The organism is Saccharospirillum sp. ABV4_185 (assembly GCF_056159245.1).
Window position 1 is genome coordinate 731868 of sequence record NZ_JBSWUW010000001.1, and the last position, 19536, is coordinate 751403.

Consider the following 19536-nt stretch of genomic DNA (forward strand, 5'->3'; position numbering starts at 1 on the left):
TACATCTTGACACCAGTGTACAGTCATCGCTAAGTTGACGGCTCGCCCACCCGAAGCCGAGGCTTGTCATGGCACTCGACCCGTTGTTGCAGCCCTATCAGCTCAAGCATCTGACGCTGAAAAACCGCCTGATGCTGACCGCCCACGAGCCAGCTTACCCAGTCGATGGCATGCCCAAAGAAGCCTATCGGGCTTACCATGTCGAGCGCGCCAAGGCCGGCATCGGTCTGACCATGACTGCCGGCTCCGCCTCGGTGGCTAAAGACAGCCCGCCAGTGTTTAACAACATCCTCGCCTATCAGGATGAAGTTGTGCCCTGGCTGCGCGGCCTGGCCGATGAATGCCACGACTACGGCACGGCGGTGATGATTCAGTTAACGCATCTGGGCCGGCGCACCCGCTGGGACAAAGCCGACTGGTTGCCTACGATCTCCGCCTCCAGCCAACGCGAAATGGCGCACCGCGCCTTCGCCAAACAGGTGGAAGACTGGGACATTGAGCGACTGATCCGCGATTACGCCGACGCCGCCGAACGCATGCAGGCGGCTGGTCTCGATGGCTTGGAATTGCAGGCCTACGGCCATTTGATGGACCAGTTCTGGTCGCCGCTGACCAATACGCTCGATTCCCCTTATGGCGGCAACCTCGACAATCGTCTGCGGTTCACCTTTGAAGTCTTGGCCGCCATTCGCGAACGCGTCGGTGAAAACTTCTTGCTTGGCGTGCGTTACACCGGGGATGAAATGCTCGACGGTGGTCTGAGCGCTGAAGACGGTTTGAGTATTTCACAGCGGTTAAAAGACAGCGGCCTGGTCGATTTTCTCAACGTGGTGCGCGGCCATATTGATACGGATCCGGGTCTAACCGATGTGATACCGGTACAAGGGATGCGCAGTGCACCGCACCTGGAATTCGCCGGTGAGATTCGTAAGCACACCGATTTCCCAACCTTCCACGGTGCCAAAATTCAGGACATCGGCACCGCCCGTTATGCCATTGAAACCGGCAAGGTCGATATGATCGGCATGACCCGCGCGCATATGGCCGACCCGCACATCGTGCGCAAATTAATGGCCGGTCAGGAAGATCGTATCCGTCCCTGTGTGGGGGCCAACTATTGTCTCGATCGCATCTACCAAGGCGGCGCGGCCTATTGCATTCACAACGCCGCAACCGGTCGCGAAACCACTATGCCGCATGATATTGAGCCGGCCGAGGTGGCACGCAAAATCGTCGTTATCGGCGCTGGTCCGGGTGGTTTGGAAGCGGCCCGAGTTGCTGCCGAACGCGGTCATAGCGTGGTGGTGATGGAAGCCATGAGCGATGCCGGTGGCCAGGTTCGGCTGACCGCCCAAAGCGAACGCCGCCGCGAAATGATCGCCATTGTGGATTGGCGTGTGGCTGAGTGCGAACGACTCGGCGTTGAATTTCGCTACAACTGCTGGGCCGAAGCAGACGACGTATTAGCTGAAAAACCGGATGCGGTGATTGTCGCCACCGGCGGTTATCCGATTGATGATCAGCCCAGTGACGGCCACGAATTAACGGTATCGAGCTGGGATATTTTATCGGGCCACGTTAAACCTGGATCGCGCGTTTTGCTATTTGACGAAGCCGGTGATCACCCTGCCCTGCAGGCTGCCGAAATCATCGCTGCCAGCGGATCGGAACTGGAAATCATGACACCGGACCGCAGCGTATCTCCAGAAATTATGGCGATGAACCTGGTGCCTTATATGCGCAATTTACAGCGCGACAATGTGCGTTTTACGCCGACCTATCGGTTGACCTCGGTAACCAAAGACGGTTCCGAATTGGTTGCAACTGTCGGCAGTGATTACCTGGACATCGCTCAACAACGTCACATTGACCAGGTAGTGGTTAACTACGGCAATCGCCCGCTGGATGATCTGTATTTCGAGTTAAAACCGCAGTCATCGAACGGCGGCGAAGTGAATTACGATGCGCTGATCGCTGGCGAAATTCAGGAAGCCATTCGTAACGACGCCGGCACCTTTCAGCTGTTTCGCATCGGCGATGCGGTGTCGTCGCGCAATACCCATGCGGCTATTTATGATGCGTTGCGGCTGGTGAAAGATCTTTAATCAGCCGTACGTGGTGGCACCAGAAAATTATTGTGGCTGGGTGCATCGAGAATGTCGCTGGCTGAATCATCTTTCAGTTTGACACCGGAATAACCCAGCTTGGTCGCTTCGCGCATCAGCCAACATAAACGCCGGCTGGCTTCGGCAAAAGCGAGGCCTGCCGGACGGATATTCGACAGGCAATTGCGGTCGGCGTCGCTGCTATCGGTGCCCGCATGAAAGGTGTAATAAATACCCAGACTGTCGGGTGAACTCAGGCCGGGGCGTTCGCCGACCAGCAGAATTAAATGCTCGGCGCCGGTGCGCTCGGCAATGTCATCACCGATGCCAACCCGACCTTGATCGACACGGCAGATTAATTCCGTAGTCAAATTAAGCTTGGCGAGATCAGGCAATAGTTGCTGCACCATGGCCGGGGCCTGAGCTTCGACAGCGGTGGTCGATAAGCCATCAGCAATAACAATCGCCACCTGAGGCGCAGGGTGTTGTTCACGCCAGCGCATCAACTGCTGTGCCGAATCGGCATTGAGCTTTCTACCGAGATCCGGCCGCTGTAAATAATGGTTTCGGTTCTGCGCCTGGCTGTGCAACGCCAGGCTGGGAATGCGCGTCGTTTTAATAACCGCATCCAGCTCCGACCAGTCGATGGGGCGTTTAACGGCGTCACGCGCTGCGGCGTGCGCCAACTGAAAATCCAGATGATGTTGGGTTGGCAAACTGATGCCGCTGCGACCCAAGCCAATACGCGCATCGGTGTACTCACGCAACCGCTGCCACCGATTTTCCTGGACGGTCTTTTGCTGATCAGCCATTAAAAATCATACCCCAGTGTTTTCTGAAAGGCTGGCGGCAATTGATCACCAACCGCTAGCCGGCCAGCATCCGAAAAAATCCCCATGCGCTGCAGCCAGGCATCGAATTCCGGCGCCGGTTTCTTACCCAGTACTTCACGGACATAGAGCGCATCGTGAAAACTGGTGGTCTGATAATTGAGCATGATGTCGTCGCTGCCGGGAATGCCCATAATAAAATTCACGCCGGCGACCGCCAGTTGCGTCAGCAACATATCCATGTCGTCCTGATCGGCATCGGCGTGGTTGGTGTAGCAGATATCACAGCCCATCGGGAGGCCGAGCAGTTTGCCGCAAAAATGATCTTCCAGACCGGCGCGAATAATCTGTTTGCCGTTAAACAAATATTCCGGTCCGATAAAGCCGACCACCGTATTGACCAGCAACGGATCGAAAGCCCGCGCCACCGCGTAAGCGCGGACTTCGCAGGTCTGCTGGTCGACGTCATGATGGGCATCGGCCGAAAGCGCACTGCCCTGGCCGGTTTCAAAATACATCACATTATTGCCGACCGTGCCGCGCTTTAATTCGAGTGCGGCCTGATGCGCTTCGCTTAATAACGCCAGATCGATACCAAAACTTTTATTGGCTTTTTCGGTACCGGCAATGGACTGAAATACCAGATCGACCGGCGCACCTTTTTGCATTGCCTGCAGATGGGTACTGACGTGAGTGAGCACACAGGATTGCGCCGGAATGTCGTAATGCTGGATCACATCATCGAGCATTTTCATTAACGTTATCACCGCCTGCGGACTGTCGGTGGCGGGGTTAATACCGATCACCGCATCGCCATTGCCGTACAGCAAACCATCGAGCACGCTGGCGGCGATACCGGCCGGATCGTCGGTGGGATGGTTCGGTTGCAGCCGTGTCGACATGCGGCCCGATAAACCAACAGTATTGCGAAAGGCGGTGACAACTTCGCATTTTTGCGCCACCAGAATCAGGTCCTGAACGCGCATGATTTTACTCACCGCCGACACCATTTCCGGCGTCAGACCTGGCGCCAGTGAGCGCAGACTCTCCGCGTTAGCGGCATCCGAGAGCAGCCAGTTGCGAAATTCTCCGACGGTCAACGACGCCACCGGGGCCATGGCCGCGACATCGTGCGTATCGACGATTAATCGACTGACTTCGTCACGCTCATAAGGAATCACCAACTCATTTAAAAACGTTTTTAATGGCAAATCCGCCAGCGCCATCTGCGCGGCCACTCGTTGCTCGGCCGACTGCGCCGCCAAACCCGCCAATTGATCACCCGACCGTAACGGCGTGGCCTTGGCCAGCAGGTCTTTGAGGTCTTCGAAGTGCCAGCGGTTGCCGTAGCAATCAAACGAATAGGATGCCATCTATTGATGCCTTAATTAACGTAAAACGCCGGAGTCGAAACTCCGGCATTTTTCTTTCCGGCGGTTTAATCCTGGTAATCAATATAGCTGTGGTTCTCGTGGCGGAAGGTCGAGATGATGACCCCCACCGTCACGATGACCGACAGTACAAAGATGCCAAAAACAACGGTCGGCTGATCGGCAAAGGTGAAGACGGCTTCGGCGCCTTCCCAACTGGTGATAGGACTGGCCATGATCAATCTCCTTAAGCAGTGACAGCAGCGCCAGCGCCACTGTTATCGGGTTTATAAGCCGGGACGGCTTCTGGATAGGCTTCCAGCGGTACTTCCACCAGATCGAGACCGGCAATTTCTGCCTTAGGCGGTACGCGCAGCACACCAAACTTGGCCATGATCAGCGACAACACATAGCCGGGAATAAAGCCAAGAGCGGCCATCACGCCAGCACTGGCCAACTGACCAAAGAAGCTGACGTCCGGGCCATTCACATTCGGATAACCGGAGAAAATACCCAGGCTGACCACGCCGATCAGGCCACCGATACCGTGCACCGAAAAAGCGCCGACAGCGTCGTCCAGTTTGAACTTCGAGGTGATGAATTTATCGGCCAATGGCGTGACTACACCACCAAGAATACCGAGCAAAAATGCCAGCGGCGGGTAATACAAGTCGAGGCCTGGCGCGGCGGAAAAAATACCGGCCAGCGCACCGGACATCATCCAGAACGGCTGACGGGTAATACAGTAGGCACCGATGATGCCACCGGAAAACGCCATCAGGGTATTAAAGCTGACCGCGGATAAAGTGGTCGGCGTGCCGAAGATGGTGGTCCACTGGGCGCCAGTGTTGTAGATGATGCAGCCACCCAGGAAACCGAAGAAGCCAACGATGATCAGCATCAAACCGATAATACTCATCGGTGCGCTGTGACCTTTAATCATCACCGGTGTACCGTCGGCTGCAAAACGACCGATGCGCGGACCCAGATTGATGATCACACCCAGCGCAAAGAAACCGGCCACCATATGCACACAGCCAGCGGCGCCGAAATCGTGGAAGCCCCATTTGGTAGTCAGCCAACCATCGGGATGCCAGCCCCAGGAGGCACCCAGAATCCAGACGCCGGAACCAAGAACAATCGCCAGAATAATAAAGGCACTCATGCGAATGCGTTCAATCACCGCGCCGGAAAAAATCGACGCTGTGGTGGCGGCGAACAACACGAAAGCACCCCAGAAAATTCCGGTGCCGTTATCGATCAGGTTAGGACCCATGGCCGACAACCAGGGTACACCACCGGTACCGGCTTCGAAGTCGGGAATAAAGCCGCCGTACATGGCCAGATAAATCCACCAGCCGAAAAAGAAAAACGTCGGGATAATAAAGGCGAAGGCGAGGATGTTTTTCACGCCCGACGCCAAGGCATTTTTCAGCCGTGACGCACCCATTTCATAAGCGAGAAATCCCGCGTGAATAATGACCATCAGCCCTGTACACCACCAATAAAAAACTTCCATATTGATGGTGCCGGACATTTCGATCATCGCCTGTAATTGTTCCGGGGTCAGTGCCATTTCCGTCATACCGAGTTCCTTTTGTGTGAGCACGGTGAGGACACACCGCCAATGCCTACGACCGACAGCCGAGCAAAGCAATAACTGCGCCCTGGATTAAAAAGCGGTTAGAAAGCAAACACTTAAGCTTTTCCCGGGTCGTCAATGCACCGATTCAGGCACTAGGGTGAACCCCGATCGAATGGCTCTGGCGCCTTTGCAGTGCATAACTTTGATGGTTTGCATGTAAAGGCGGCTTTTGGAATTTAAGCAACGGGATCAGACAGTGACCCGCTTGCACGCACATCCATGCCGGATAACAACTTTGTGAAAGCGTTCACCAATCTGGACGCTTCTCCAGGGGTTGGCTATTCTCAATGGCCGTTGAACACTGAACGATGCTGGTCACTGTTAGATCGCGCACTGAGCCGATAACAGTCACCGCCCTACGCTTTGGAGCTTGCGTTCGATGAATTTGCTTTGGATACCACTGTTAACCCTGATCGGCACAGTGGTTCCGCCGCTGACCATTCGCTTTGGTCGTAGTGCCTGTGCTTTTTTCACTGCTCTATTGCCTGCGGCGGCGCTGGCTTTGGTGTTGTCCAATCTGCCCGCGGTTTTCGCCGGTGAAACCCTGGTTTCAACCATCGACTGGGTGCCGCTGCTGGGCCTGTCGGTATCGGTGCATCTGGATGGTCTGGCCTTGCTGTTTGCCATCCTGGTGCTGGGCATTGGCCTGCTGATCATTCTCTACGCCCGCTATTACCTGTCTGAACAGGATTCCATGGGCCGCTTCTACGCCTATCTGATTCTGTTTATGACCGCCATGCTCGGCATCGTGGTGTCGCACAACCTGATTCAGATGTGGGTGTTCTGGGAGTTGACCAGTCTGTCCTCCTTCCTGCTGATCAGTTTCTGGCATCACAAAACCGAGGCCCGCAAAGGCGCGCGCATGGCGCTGACCGTCACCGGTATGGGTGGCCTGGCGCTGCTCGCCGGTGTGCTGTTGATCGGCAAAATCGTCGGCAGTTATGAACTGGGCGATGTGCTCGCCAGCGGTGATCTGCTGCGTGACCACGCGGCCTACCCGATCATCATTGCGCTGGTCCTGCTCGGCGCCTTCACCAAGTCGGCGCAGTTCCCCTTCCACTTCTGGCTGCCCCATGCGATGTCGGCACCGACGCCGGTCAGTGCTTACCTGCATTCGGCCACCATGGTTAAAGCCGGCATCTTTTTGATGGCGCGCTTTTATCCGGTGCTCGCCGGCACCGAACTGTGGTTTTTGGTGGTCAGCCTGACCGGCTTGCTGACCATGCTGCTCGGCGCCTATACCGCCTTGCTAAAACACGACCTGAAAGGTTTGCTGGCTTATTCGACCGTCAGTCATCTGGGTTTGATCACCCTGTTGTTGGGCATGGGTTCGGATCTGGCTGCGGTGGCGGCCGTCTTTCATATCATCAACCACGCGGCCTTTAAGGCATCGCTCTTTATGGCCGCAGGCATCATCGACCACGAATCCGGCTCGCGCGATATGCGTCAGTTAAATGGTTTGTGGAAATACATGCCCTACACCGCGACGCTGGCGATGGTGGCGGCGGCGGCGATGGCCGGGGTGCCGTTATTGAATGGCTTCCTGTCCAAGGAGATGTTCTTCGCCGAAACACTGCACCAAAGCTCGCTCGGTTCATTGAGCTGGATGATTCCGGTGCTGGCGACCATCGGTGCCGGTTTCTCAGTCGCTTATTCGTTACGCTTTATTCACGATGTGTTCTTCAATGGCGAGCCGATCGATCTGCCCAAAACCCCGCACGAGCCACCGCGTTACATGCGCTTGCCGGTGGATGTGCTGGTCGCACTCTGTTTGCTGATTGGCATCTGGCCGGCGCTGGTGGTCGGTGATTTGTTGGCCTCGGCGTCGCTGGCGGTAATCGGTGGCGATAAGCTGCCTTACTACGGCCTTTATATCTGGCACGGCTTTAACCTGCCGCTGCTGATGAGCGGCCTGGCCATGGCCGGTGGCGCTTACGTCTATATCAATCGCCATAAGTTGTTTCAGTTCCAGGCGCAGTTCCCTGAGGCCAACGCCAGTTTGATCTTCGATAACAGCGTCAAATGGCTGATGCGCAAGTGCGCGGCCATCCAGGGCTGGTTCGATAACGGCTCGCTGCAACGCTACACCTTCTTCCTGGTGGTGCTGGCGCTGATTCTGATGGCCGCGCCGCTGTTTAACCTGAACGCCACCGCCGGCCTGAAACCGCAGATTCCGGTCGATGCGGTGATGCTCTCCGGCGCGGCTCTGCTGGCGTTCTGTTCGCTGGCGACCATCATCTGGCATCGCCAGCGACTGGTGGCGCTGCTGATGCTGTCGGTGGTGGGGCTGATCGTGTCGCTGGCCTTCGCGCTGTTCTCGGCGCCGGATTTGGCGCTGACCCAGCTGTCGGTCGAGGTGGTGACCATCATTCTGCTGTTGCTGGCGCTCTACTTCCTGCCGCAGAACACGCCCAAGGAATCGTCGCCAAGACGGGTAGCGCGTGATCTGTCGCTGGCGGCGTTGATCGGTGGTGTTATCGGGACGCTGAACTACGCCCTGCTGACCCGGCCACTGGACAGCATCTCCGATTATTTCCTGGCCAACGCCAAAGAAGGCGGCGGTGGCACCAACGTGGTCAACGTCATTCTGGTCGACTTCCGGGGCTTCGATACGCTCGGTGAGATTACCGTGCTCGGCATTGCTGCGCTGGGTATCTACAAGCTGATTTCACGCATGCGGCTGTTCAAACCGACCGGCGATTCCAGCGGTCGTCCCTGGGCCGAAGACAAGCATCCGATGATGCTGGCGGTGATCTCCCAGGGCTTGTTGCCGCTGGCGCTGCTGGTCTCGGCTTACATTTTCCTGCGCGGTCACAACCTGCCTGGCGGCGGCTTTATCGCCGGTCTAATCACCTCCATTGCGCTGATTCAGCAGTACATCGCTCACGGTGTCGACTGGGTCAAAGACCGGCTCAAGCTGGATTACCAGAAGGTGATTGGCAGCGGTCTGTTGATCGCTGTGCTGACTGGTCTGGGTGCCTGGATCTGGGACCGGCCGTTCCTGACCTCCTGGCACGATTACCTCTACTGGCCAATCATCGGCAAGTTTGAAGTCGCCAGCGCCATGGCCTTCGACCTGGGCGTCTACCTGACCGTCGTCGGTGCCACCTTGCTGATCCTTGCCAACCTGGGCCAGCTCACCACCGGTGAGCGCGCCCGCGAGACGGAGCATCAATAATGGAAGCGGTATTCGCTTTTTGCGTCGGTTTGATGACCGCCTGCGGTGTTTTTCTGACCTTGCGCGGACGCACCTTTCCGGTGGTCGTCGGCATTACGCTGTTGTCCTACGCGGTCAACCTTTTCCTGTTTTCCAGTGGTCGTTTAACCATTAACGGCGCGCCGATTCTGGGCAATGGCAGTTACGCCGATCCACTGCCGCAAGCGCTGGTGTTGACGGCCATCGTCATCGGCTTTGCGATGACCGCCTTTGTGGTCATCCTCGCCATTCGCGCCCGCGCCGACCTGGGTAACGATCACGTCGACGGCACCAACCCGCCTTCGGAAGAACCCGCCAGTGCGGTCGCCGACAAGGAGAAGCGTTGATGTCTCATCTGCCGATCCTGCCCATCCTGATTCCACTGTTGATGGGCACTCTGATGTTGCTGCCACCGCTCGGTGGCGGTATTCGCCGTCAGCGCACCACCAGCGTGATCAGCCTGCTGGTGTTGATCGCAGCGGCTTTCCTGCTGCTCCAGCAAAGTCTGATTCAAAGCCAGATTTATGTGCTCGGTGACTGGCGTCCGCCGTTCGGCATCATCCTGGTGGCCGACCGTCTGTCGGCACTGCTGGTGCTGCTGACCTCGGTGCTGGCGTTCGGCGCCCTGCTCTATTCCCTGGCTGGCGACGACAATAAGGGTAAGTATTTCCACTCGCTGTTTATGTATCAGTTGATGGGCATCAACGGCGCCTTTCTGACCGGCGATATTTTCAACCTCTTCGTCTTCTTCGAAGTGCTGCTGATCGCCTCTTACGCCTTGTTGATTCACGGTGGCGGCAAACAAAAAACCCAGGCGAGCGTGCATTACGTCACTCTGAACCTGATCGGCTCGGCGTTCTTTCTGTTCGCGCTGGGTATTCTGTACGGCACGCTGGGCACGCTGAACATGGCCGATATGGCGTCGCGTGCGGCGGGCCTGTCACCGGGCATGCGCATTCTGGCGCAGACCGGCGTGCTGTTGCTGCTGCTGGTGTTTGGTCTGAAAACCGCCATGCTGCCGTTGCATTTCTGGCTGCCACGCACTTACTCAGTGGCCAGCGCGCCGGTAGCGGCGCTCTTTGCCATCATGACTAAGGTGGGCATCTACGCCATCTTCCGCATTCACACCGTCGTCTTTGGCGCTGGTGCAGGCGAACTGGCATTCGTTGCCGTGCCGTGGATCTGGCCGCTGGCCATCGGCACCATAGTGGTTGCGTCCGTCGGTGCGCTGGCAGCACCGACGCTGCGGCTGCTGATCGCCAATCTGGTGTTGATTTCCGCCGGCACTCTGCTGCTGGCGATTGTCTTGCTGAACCCCGAGGCCTTTATCGCCGGGCTCTATTATCTGGTACACACCACCTTGGTGACCGGCGCGCTGTTTTTGCTGGCTGATCTGATTGCCACCCAGCGCGGCCAGGCGTCAGACCGCTTTGTCGTCAGCCGTCCCATGGCGCAAGCACCGGTTCTGGGCGCGCTGTTCTTCGTGGCCGCGGTCACCGTGGTCGGCCTGCCACCGCTGTCCGGCTTTATCGGCAAAGCCCTGCTGCTGCAAGCCGCCGATACCGCCACCACCATGGCCTGGGTGTGGAGCACTATCCTGCTCAGCAGTCTGGCCGTTATGGTGGCGCTGTCGCGCGCAGGTACCAATCTGTTCTGGCACTTGTCGGGTTCCAAACCCAGCGGTGAAAAAGCCGCGCCGGTGCAATTGGCGGCCATTATTTTGCTGTTGCTGGCATCGCCGCTGCTGGTCATTTTCGGTGGTTCAGCGACCGAGTTTGCCGCTGGCGCCGTGGCGCAGATGGAAGCCATCTATCCCGATGTCCAGCCGCTGCTGGAAGGAGGTCGCTGATGAACCGCCTGTTGCCCCATCCCTTCCTGAGTCTGATTCTGTTTGTGGTCTGGTTGCTGTTGAACAACTCCATCGCCCCGGGCCATATTCTGTTAGCCGCGATTCTGGCGTTGGTGATTCCCAAGCTGACCACACCCTTGCAGAAAACCCATCCGACCTTGCGTAAACCGGTATTGGCAGCGCGCTATGTACTGATGCTGTTGTGGGACATTGTGTTGTCCAACGTCGAGGTAGCCATTCAGGTGCTCGGTCCGCTGCGCAAACTGAATCCGGGTTTTATTGTGATCCCTCTGGATACCACCGAGCACCTGCCGGTGACCTTGCTGGCGTCCAGTATTTCGCTGACGCCTGGCACCGTGAGTGTTGAGGTGAGCAAAGATCGCAGCCATCTGTATGTGCATGTGTTGAACCTGGATGATGAAGCCAAGACCATCGCCACCATCAAGCAACGCTATGAAAAACCGCTCAAGGAGATGTTCGGATGCTGACGTTGATCGTGCTGATCTGTTGCGCCCTGGTCGGCCTGGCGCTGCTGCTGAATCTGTATCGGCTGATCCAGGGACCGAGCGTGCTCGACCGCATTCTGGCGCTCGATACCATGTACATTAATTCCATCGCGCTGATCGTCTTGCTGGGGCTGTTTTTCGGCTCACCACTGTACTTCGAAGGCGCCCTGCTGATTGCCATGCTCGGCTTCGTCAGCACCGCTGCGCTGTGCAAATATCTGTTGCGCGGCGACATCATCGAATAACGCAAAGGACGGATTAGCACCATGAATGCTGTCACCGAATGGATCGTAGTAGCGCTGCTGCTGTTAGGCTCAATTTTTCTGCTGGTCGGTTCCATCGGCCTGGCACGGCTGCCGGATTTTTTCACTCGCCTGCACGCCCCGACCAAGGCATCGACGCTGGGTATAGGTGGGATGTTGATCGCATCCTGTATTTATTTCAGCTTCGATCAGAACGGTTTGAGCGTGAAAGAACTGGTGATCACCCTGTTCCTGTTGATCACCGCGCCAATCACCGCGCACATGCTGGCCAAGGCGGCGCTGCACCAAGACAGCGAACCGCTGGAACGGACCCGCAATACCAACCTGACTTCCGATGCCAAAGAACGCGATAATCCGCAGTCATAACCGGAACACAACATCCGAACAGCGTGCGGCTTGCTTTGGTACGGAGCGTCCCTAAACCAGCCGACGCTCTGAACGCCGCACCCGTTCTCGCTTTGCTCGACAGACCACCGGAAAAGACCATTATTTAGCCCCGCCCTGGCGGCTTCCACTAGCGCCTGGACTAGGCTGAACTACGCTTAATGAACCCTTGTCCACTCTGGTCATTCCGCCAATGAAAAACTTGTCTTTGCGGTTCAAATTACTGCTGACATCCACTCTCTGCCTGATCATTTTGACGGCTACTTTGCTCTGGCTCAGCCTGTCCAGTCTCAGTTCCAATATTAAACAGACGCTCGACCACGATGTTGATCTGTTCGCTACCGCCTTTGCCGAACGCGTCGGCGCCTGGCTGGACGATCGCCGCAACAGCATCAAGGAAGTGGCGCTCGCCATTCCGCAAAACCCCAATGTTGAGCCTTACCAGTTTCTCGATCTGGTGGTTCAGGGTTTGCAATTGTCGCTGGCCTATTATGGTACTGAACAAGGCGAGATGTATCGCAGTACCCGCACTGATATTGAAGGCTATGACCCGCGAGTACGCAGTTGGTACAAAGGAGCCATGGCCAATCAGGGCAGCTTTCTGGCCGACCCCTTTACCTCGGCAACCTCAGGTGAGTTTGTGGTCACCCTGGCCGAACCGGTACGCCGTAACAATCGCATCATTGGCGTGGTAGGCGGCAACCTGACCCTGGATACGCTGACCGAGAACGTCAACGCCCTGAAAGTACCGGGCGACGGTTACGCCATTTTAATCGACCGCAATGGCCAGTTGGTGGCACACCCTAACAGCGATTGGCAACGCAAACCGGCGGTCGATTTTTCGCCCTTTCTCAGCCAGGAAAGACTGCAGGAATTAACCTTGGCCGATGCCCTGGTCGAAACCGATATTGCCGGTCAGCAAAGTTTCGTCTTTTCCGTGGGCATCCCCACCACCGAATGGACACTGGTGCTGGTGATGGATAAAGCCACCATGATGGCACCGGTGACTCGTCAGTTGTACATCCAGCTGGGCACTGCCTTACTGATCGTGGTGGTTGCCGTGGGCGCGCTGTTGGCGTTATTCAAAGTGCTGTTTAAGAGCCTGGAAACGGTGTCCAGTACCTTGCATCAGATTGCCAGTGGCAATGGTGATTTAACGCAACGATTGCCGATTCATAACAATGACGAAATCGGTCAGTTATCGGGCAATTTCAATCGCTTTGTCGAACAGCTGCACGGCATCGTTTCGCGTTTGGTGACTGCGGCCAACGAATTGCGCAGTCAGGCCGACGCTGCAGCGCTGTCAGCGCAAAAACAACACGACCGGGTACAACGTCACAAATCGGAAATTGATATGGTGGCGACGGCTGTGACCGAGATGTCATCGGCGACTCAGGAAATTGCCGGCAATGCCGAACGCACCGCAGACTCAGCCAGAGACACGGTTAAGCTCAGCAACGCAGGCCAACAACAAGTCGATAAAAGCCAGCAATCGATTGAAACGCTGGCCCAGGAAGTCAGTTCGGCAGGCAACATCATTGCCGAATTGAACCAGCACGCTCAGCAAATCAATTCCATTCTGTCGACCATTTCCGGCATCTCCGAACAGACCAACCTGCTGGCGTTGAACGCGGCTATCGAAGCGGCGCGTGCTGGAGAACACGGCCGCGGTTTTGCCGTGGTGGCCGATGAAGTGCGCATGCTGTCGAGCCGCACGCACGAATCGACCAAGGAAATCGAAGAGATGATCAGCGCCTTGGGTGCAGCCACTGAACGCGCGGTGGATTCGATGAACAAAGGTGGCGAGCTGGCATCACACAGCGTGGCCGATGCGGTTAAAGCCAGCGACAGCCTGAAGCAAATTGCCGAGGCTATCAGCGCCATTAACGATCGTGCGACGCAGATTGCAGCCGCTGCAGAAGAACAGGCTTCGGTGACGGTAGAGATCAACCGCAACACCGAAACCATTCGTGAAGTCGGCGATGAGATGGCAACCGAAAGTGAAGTGGCCAGCAATACCGCCAAACGTTTGTTGGAGCTGAGCAATCGACTCAACGAAGACGTGCTGCGCTTTAAAGTCTGAATAACTTCCACACACGCCCGCCGCTTTAAACCACCGGCGGGCGTTTTTGTTCAGGCTTTCTTCACAAATTCCGACTTCAGTTTCATTGCACCGATGCCATCGATTTTGCAATCGATGTCGTGATCGCCATCGACCAGGCGAATGTTTTTCACCTTGGTACCAACCTTCACCACTGACGATGATCCTTTCACTTTCAGGTCTTTGATAACGGTCACGGTATCGCCGTCGGCCAGCGGTTGACCGTTGGCATCGGTAATAACCGGCGCCTCATTTTCTGCAGCGGTCTCGGTCGCAGACCATTCATGGCCGCATTCCGGGCAGACCCATAGACCTCGATCCTGATAACTGTATTGGCCCTGACATTGCGGGCAGGCTGGTGTATCGCTCATGGTAAACCCCTTCAATAAAAAAGCCCCGGCCATAACGGCCAGGGCGAGCGACTATAACCCAGACAACGACAAAAGCCCTGCTTCAGGTCAACGCCTTAGACTTGCGCTCTCGCAGTAACAGAGTGGGAATCATCGTCAGCACAAATAAAGCACCGACCAGCCAGAAGCTGTCGCGGTATGCGTGGATGTTGCTCTGCACATAAACCATCTGGCCCAGATAACTCATCACCCCAACGCTTTGCGCATCGCCACTCAGGCCGGCCTGACCGAGCAGCGCTGATACCTGCCCCATCAATTCGGTGGTCGAGCTGTTGGCGGTGGTCTGGGCGGCGGCCAGATGGCTGGCATACACCTGAGTGCGGGTACTGAGATAGAGCGTCAACAGATTCACACCGAAGGCCGAACCCAATTGCCGCACAAAGTTGATGGCACCGGTGCCCTGGCCGACCAGCTCCGGCGGCAGCGCCTTCAACGCACCGGCGTTGAGGCTGGGCATGATAAAGCCCAGACCAACCCGGCCGAGCAAAGTCCACCAGGCCAGCTGCCAAAACGACGAACCGTAATCGATATTCGATTGCAAAAACGACGAAGCGGCGAACAAGGCCAACCCAACCAGAATCGTCAGATAGGCCGGTACCCGATCCGACAACCGACCGGCGATAGGAAACACCACGCCCATCGCCAGACCCGCCGGCATCAACAGCAAACCCGACAGCGTTGGCGTATAGCCCTGGATGGTCTGCACAAAGAGCGGCATCAGGAAGGTAGAACCGAACAGGCCGGCACCGAAGATAAAGGAGATCACCGAGGCGCTGGCGTAAGTCGGGTTGGCGAACAAACGAAAGTTCAGCAGCGGTGCTGATGCCGTCAGTTCACGCATCACAAAACCGGCGGCGGTGAGAATCGACAAGGTGAAATAGATCAGAATGATGTCGGAGGTCCAGCCATCACGCGAGCCGTTCGACAGCGCTGTCAGCAGCGACACCAGAAAGGCGATCATCAGCGCAAAACCGGTCCAGTCGAAACGCTTGATCGCCCCGTGCGTCAGGCGGCCGGGCATATAAAGCATGCCCAGCATGACGCCAGCGACACAGAACGGCAGCGGCATAAAGAAGATATAGCGCCAACTGAAGCTGTCGATCATCAGCCCGCCCAGCGTCGGCCCAAGCGCCGGCGCCAGCACCACACCGATGGCGTAAATGCCCATCGCTGAGCCGCGTTTTTCCGGCGGGAACACCATAAAGATGGTCTGCATCGCCAGCGGCTGTAACACCCCGGCTGCGGCGCCCTGAAGGATGCGCGCCAGAATCAGCACACCGCTGCTCGGTGCGATACCGCCGAGAATGGAGGCAAAGGTGAAGATGATCACCGAGGTTAAATAGGTGAAGCGCTGGCCGAAGGAGTCGACCATCCAGGCGTTGACCAGCATGGTGCCGGTCATCGCCGCCAGAAAACCGGTCGACAGCAACTGCGCCTGATCCTGGCTCATACCCAGCGCGCCCATGATGTCCGGCAGCGCCACATTGACGATGGTCGCGGTCAGGATGGTGGCGATGGTGCCCATCATGACGGTGGCCGTCACCAGCCAACGATAACCCGGACCGTGCCGTTCGAAGCGCGCCGCCAGGCTGTCTGGAGCGCTGTTAGCCACCGGTGCGAGTCTCCACTTCCACCATCATGCCCGGTTTGAGCAGGCCATCGACCTGATCGATGGCAATGCGCACCGGCAGACGCTGGCCGACCTTGGTGAAATTACCGCTGGGGTTGGGGCTGGGCAGCAATGCAAACTCGCTGGTCGCGGCCTGACCGACGGTCTCGACGCGGCCTTCAAAGACCCGGCCCGGCAACGCATCAACGGTGACCTGTACCGCTTTGCCAATCGAGAAATGCCGGATATCGGTTTCCTTAACGTTGGCTTCAACGCGCACCTTAGCCGGGTTATGCACCAGCAAAATACGCTGGCCGGGCGAGACAAATTCGGCGTTATCGACAAAGACCTGATCGATCACGCCATCGACCGGCATGGTGATGCGGTGATCGTCCAACGCCAGCTGGGCGCGTTGTTGCTGCGCCTGCAACTGAGCTTCCTGGGGCGCCAGTTCAGCCAGCTGACGCTCCAGTACAGTCAGTTCTTCACGACTGGCGGTCAATTGCGTCAAGGCTGCCTGGGCACTTTCCACCTCGGCTTCAGCGGTTCGGACCTGCTGTCGGGCGGTTTCCAGCGCCAGGCGCGCCTGATCCAGACTTTCATGAGTAACCACGCCCTGCGGCGCCAGGCGCTCGGCCCGATCATCATCAGCACGCGCCTGCTGCAGATGCGCCCGCGCCGCGGCCAGATTGGCTTCGGATGCACGAATGCGCGCGCGTTGGGCATCCAGGCTGGCCTGAGTCTGATGATCAGTCAGGCTGATGCGCGCCTGCATCTCATCGCGGCGTGCCTGCAAACCCGCCAACTGAGCATCGAGCCCGGCCAGATTGAGTGTGCTGTCGCGATCATCCAACTGCGCCAGCACAGTACCGAGCGCGACCCGATCGCCCTGGCCGGCGTTCAGGGCGGTCACCCGACCAGCCACCCGACTGCTGACCGAAATCATATCGGCAGCGATGCGCGCATCGGCGATGTTCACATGGGTCAACTGCTGATACAGCCAGGCACCACCGGCGGCGACAACGACCAAACCGAGTGTGGCGAAAATCAGCGGGCGATGCCGCCGGACGGATACAGCATCCGCGTCAGTCATGAGGGTGTTCTCCTAAAGGCAAGGCGGCCACTTCGTCCAGACGTTGGGCGAGGCGGTCAAAGACGTTGAGGCAATGCAGGATGTCTTGCGGGTCGATGCCGACGAACAGCTGCGCCCGAATACTGCGTGCGGCCGACTGAATCTGTTCCAGCGCCGGTTCAGACTTGGCGGTCAGATGAACCGTTTTGGCGCGGCGGTCATCGGCCGTGGCGCGGCGTTCGACCAGCCCTTCGCGTTCCAGCGAATCCAGACTGCGCACCAGCGTCGGCCCCTGAATGGACAGCGCATCGGCGAGTTCCTTCTGGCGCAGCGGCTCAGTGGCGCGTTTCAGCGTCAACAGAATCTGCCAGCGGGATTCGGTCAGACCGTAGGGTTGCAGTCGGCGATCCAGCTCGGCACGCCAGCGACGCGCGACCTGGCCAATGGTGCGGCCCAACTGCTCTTGAACGTCGGCGGAATGATGAGGCATAGCAACGACCCGATGAAAAAGGAGCGCTATCCTAGCCAACTATTAATTAGCTTGCTATCTATCTAAAGTCACAAAGCACTGTTTGGTGCCTGCCTGGTGCACCGACGGTCGCTGTGACGAACAGGAAAAGGACGTTAAGCGGCCTGATGCAGTCGCTGTAACAGTTCCGCGCAGCGGGCGACCTCACCAAATTCATAGGCGAAGGTGGTCAGCGCCACCTTCTGGACTTCTTCTGCCGAGACTGCACCAAAGCCCAGATCCGGATAGGGCATCGCCGCCATGGCATCGCTCAACGCCACCACCTTGTATTCCCGGTGCACCGCATCGCGAATGGTGGTGTCGCAGCAGACATTGGTAACGGTGCCGCAGACCAGGAGCGTATCGATATCGCGGGCGCGCAGAATGGTGTCGAGATCGGTGTTGTGGAAACCGCTGTAAAACAACTTATCGACAATGATATCGCCCGGCTCGGGAAGCAGTTGATCGATGATCGCAACATCAGGATTGTCACGCGCCAAAACCTGATCCACGTCCGGGTACAGATCGCGCATCCGGCCGCTATCGCTGCCATCGCCACGCAAGATATGGCGCAGATAAATCACCGGTATTTGTAGCGCGCGGCAGGCATCCGCCAGATGTTGTATCGGCCCGATGATCGCCTCGGTCGAAGGCACAAAAAGGGCGCCGTCCGAGGCACAAAACACCCGCTGCATATCGACAATAATCAGCGCGGTGCGGGCTTTGTTAAGCGGCCAGGGCTGAGTTAACAACGGCATGGTTCAGGTACGCTCTTCACGAATAAAAGCACTGCCCAAAGCACCCGGCTGACTGCTGCTGTCGCGCTTGCTTACCGCAACCCAGACCATCACGCCGAGGGTGATCAGATAAGGCGCCATAAACACAAAGTACTGCGACAGCTTAATGCCCGAGGCTGCCAACTGCGGAATCAGCGCTTCGATGCAGCCAAAAAGCAGCGCACCCGCCAGCGCTTTCCACGGCGACCAGCGGGCAAAAATTACCAGAGCGACAGCAATCCAGCCACGGCCACCGGTCATATTGGCGATCCACAACTTAGTGCTGAGTACGGAAATAAAAGCACCGGCCAAACCAATCAAGGCGGAGCCGATTACGATGGCCGCGAGCCGATAACCGAGCACCGAAATACCCGCCGCATCGGCCGCCTGCGGGTTTTCACCAACAGCGCGCAAGCGCAAACCGGCCGTGGTGCGATACAGCGCCCAGACACTGAGCAAAAAAATCAACGGCGTTAAATAGACCACGGCATTTTGAATAAAGACGCGACCGATAAGCGGAATATCCGCCAAGCCCCAGATTGCAAACTCACTGAGGCCCGGCACCGGTCGATTCACCCAGCCAAACTGGCTGCCAATCCAGGTACTCAAACCCTGGCAGAAAAACACCAGCACCAGACCAGAAATCACCTGGTTGATGCGCATCACCAACACCATCAAGGCAAACAACAAAGACACCAAGCTGGCGCTGACCATGGCGACCATCAGTGCCAGCGGCGTATTACCAAACCCCAGATAAGCACCGATGCCGACCACGGCGCCAACCAACATCAAGCCTTCAGCACCGAGCGCCAAGACGCCCGACTTTTCGGTAATGATTAAACCCAAAGCCGCTAACGCAAAGGGCACGGCAAACTCTGGCGTATTACCCAGCCAACTGCTGATCAAAGCCAT

18 protein-coding genes are annotated in these 19536 nt (G+C 57.3%); 8 read left to right on the forward strand and 10 right to left on the reverse strand.

Features of this window, described 5'->3' with window-relative positions; translation table 11 throughout:
* The first annotated feature begins 68 nt into the window (after positions 1-68).
* Positions 69-2105 (forward strand): oxidoreductase, encoded by a 2037-nt coding sequence (locus tag ACXAE6_RS03185; RefSeq protein WP_475144403.1) that lies wholly within the window; start codon positions 69-71, stop codon positions 2103-2105.
* Here the strand turns inward: ACXAE6_RS03185 and eutC are convergent.
* The 4 genes from eutC to ACXAE6_RS03205 form a co-directional block, all read right to left on the reverse strand.
* A complete protein-coding gene (gene eutC, locus ACXAE6_RS03190; protein ID WP_475144405.1) occupies positions 2102-2917 on the reverse strand; it encodes an ethanolamine ammonia-lyase subunit EutC in 816 nt (271 codons plus the stop codon). The genes ACXAE6_RS03185 and eutC overlap by 4 nt on opposite strands.
* Positions 2917-4308, reverse strand: coding sequence for an ethanolamine ammonia-lyase subunit EutB (locus ACXAE6_RS03195; RefSeq protein WP_475144409.1), 1392 nt, complete (start codon positions 4306-4308; stop codon positions 2917-2919). The genes eutC and ACXAE6_RS03195 overlap by 1 nt, the downstream gene beginning before the upstream one ends.
* A gap of 65 nt (positions 4309-4373) precedes the next feature.
* On the reverse strand, positions 4374-4541 hold the full coding sequence (locus ACXAE6_RS03200) for a hypothetical protein (protein ID WP_475144411.1): 168 nt from the start codon (positions 4539-4541) through the stop codon (positions 4374-4376).
* An 11-nt stretch (positions 4542-4552) separates the two neighbouring features.
* The gene (locus ACXAE6_RS03205) at positions 4553-5890 is read right to left on the reverse strand and encodes an ammonium transporter (RefSeq protein ID WP_475144413.1); all 1338 of its coding nucleotides are present in this window, start codon (positions 5888-5890) and stop codon (positions 4553-4555) included.
* Between the two features lie 439 nt (positions 5891-6329).
* Between ACXAE6_RS03205 and ACXAE6_RS03210 the strand changes: the two genes are divergently transcribed.
* From ACXAE6_RS03210 to ACXAE6_RS03240, 7 genes are all read left to right on the forward strand, one after another.
* Positions 6330-9128: a monovalent cation/H+ antiporter subunit A gene (locus ACXAE6_RS03210; protein WP_475144418.1), complete on the forward strand. Its 2799-nt coding sequence runs from the start codon at positions 6330-6332 to the stop codon at positions 9126-9128.
* Positions 9128-9493, forward strand: coding sequence for a Na+/H+ antiporter subunit C (locus ACXAE6_RS03215; protein WP_392798813.1), 366 nt, complete (start codon positions 9128-9130; stop codon positions 9491-9493). Before ACXAE6_RS03210 ends, ACXAE6_RS03215 begins: the two co-directional genes overlap by 1 nt.
* A complete protein-coding gene (locus ACXAE6_RS03220; RefSeq protein WP_475144424.1) occupies positions 9493-10995 on the forward strand; it encodes a monovalent cation/H+ antiporter subunit D in 1503 nt (500 codons plus the stop codon). Before ACXAE6_RS03215 ends, ACXAE6_RS03220 begins: the two co-directional genes overlap by 1 nt.
* Positions 10995-11483 (forward strand): Na+/H+ antiporter subunit E, encoded by a 489-nt coding sequence (locus tag ACXAE6_RS03225; RefSeq protein WP_392798807.1) that lies wholly within the window; start codon positions 10995-10997, stop codon positions 11481-11483. The genes ACXAE6_RS03220 and ACXAE6_RS03225 overlap by 1 nt, the downstream gene beginning before the upstream one ends.
* The gene (locus ACXAE6_RS03230) at positions 11477-11746 is read left to right on the forward strand and encodes a K+/H+ antiporter subunit F (protein WP_475144429.1); all 270 of its coding nucleotides are present in this window, start codon (positions 11477-11479) and stop codon (positions 11744-11746) included. Before ACXAE6_RS03225 ends, ACXAE6_RS03230 begins: the two co-directional genes overlap by 7 nt.
* A gap of 21 nt (positions 11747-11767) precedes the next feature.
* Positions 11768-12130, forward strand: coding sequence for a Na+/H+ antiporter subunit G (locus tag ACXAE6_RS03235; protein ID WP_475144432.1), 363 nt, complete (start codon positions 11768-11770; stop codon positions 12128-12130).
* A 211-nt stretch (positions 12131-12341) separates the two neighbouring features.
* Positions 12342-14231 (forward strand): methyl-accepting chemotaxis protein, encoded by a 1890-nt coding sequence (locus ACXAE6_RS03240; protein ID WP_475144435.1) that lies wholly within the window; start codon positions 12342-12344, stop codon positions 14229-14231.
* Positions 14232-14281: 50 nt separating this feature from the next.
* On the opposite strand, the gene ACXAE6_RS03245 is transcribed toward ACXAE6_RS03240, so the two are convergent.
* The 6 genes from ACXAE6_RS03245 to ACXAE6_RS03270 form a co-directional block, all read right to left on the reverse strand.
* On the reverse strand, positions 14282-14620 hold the full coding sequence (locus ACXAE6_RS03245) for a zinc ribbon domain-containing protein YjdM (RefSeq protein ID WP_392798795.1): 339 nt from the start codon (positions 14618-14620) through the stop codon (positions 14282-14284).
* 82 nt (positions 14621-14702) lie between these two features.
* The gene (locus ACXAE6_RS03250) at positions 14703-16271 is read right to left on the reverse strand and encodes a DHA2 family efflux MFS transporter permease subunit (protein WP_475144440.1); all 1569 of its coding nucleotides are present in this window, start codon (positions 16269-16271) and stop codon (positions 14703-14705) included.
* Positions 16264-17361: an HlyD family secretion protein gene (locus ACXAE6_RS03255; RefSeq protein WP_475144444.1), complete on the reverse strand. Its 1098-nt coding sequence runs from the start codon at positions 17359-17361 to the stop codon at positions 16264-16266. The genes ACXAE6_RS03250 and ACXAE6_RS03255 overlap by 8 nt, the downstream gene beginning before the upstream one ends.
* Positions 17354-17830 (reverse strand): MarR family winged helix-turn-helix transcriptional regulator, encoded by a 477-nt coding sequence (locus ACXAE6_RS03260; RefSeq protein ID WP_475144446.1) that lies wholly within the window; start codon positions 17828-17830, stop codon positions 17354-17356. Before ACXAE6_RS03260 ends, ACXAE6_RS03255 begins: the two co-directional genes overlap by 8 nt.
* 134 nt (positions 17831-17964) lie before the next feature.
* On the reverse strand, positions 17965-18606 hold the full coding sequence (locus tag ACXAE6_RS03265) for a cysteine hydrolase family protein (RefSeq protein WP_475144450.1): 642 nt from the start codon (positions 18604-18606) through the stop codon (positions 17965-17967).
* A 3-nt stretch (positions 18607-18609) separates the two neighbouring features.
* Positions 18610-19536 (reverse strand): ABC transporter permease, encoded by a 927-nt coding sequence (locus ACXAE6_RS03270; protein WP_475144451.1) that lies wholly within the window; start codon positions 19534-19536, stop codon positions 18610-18612.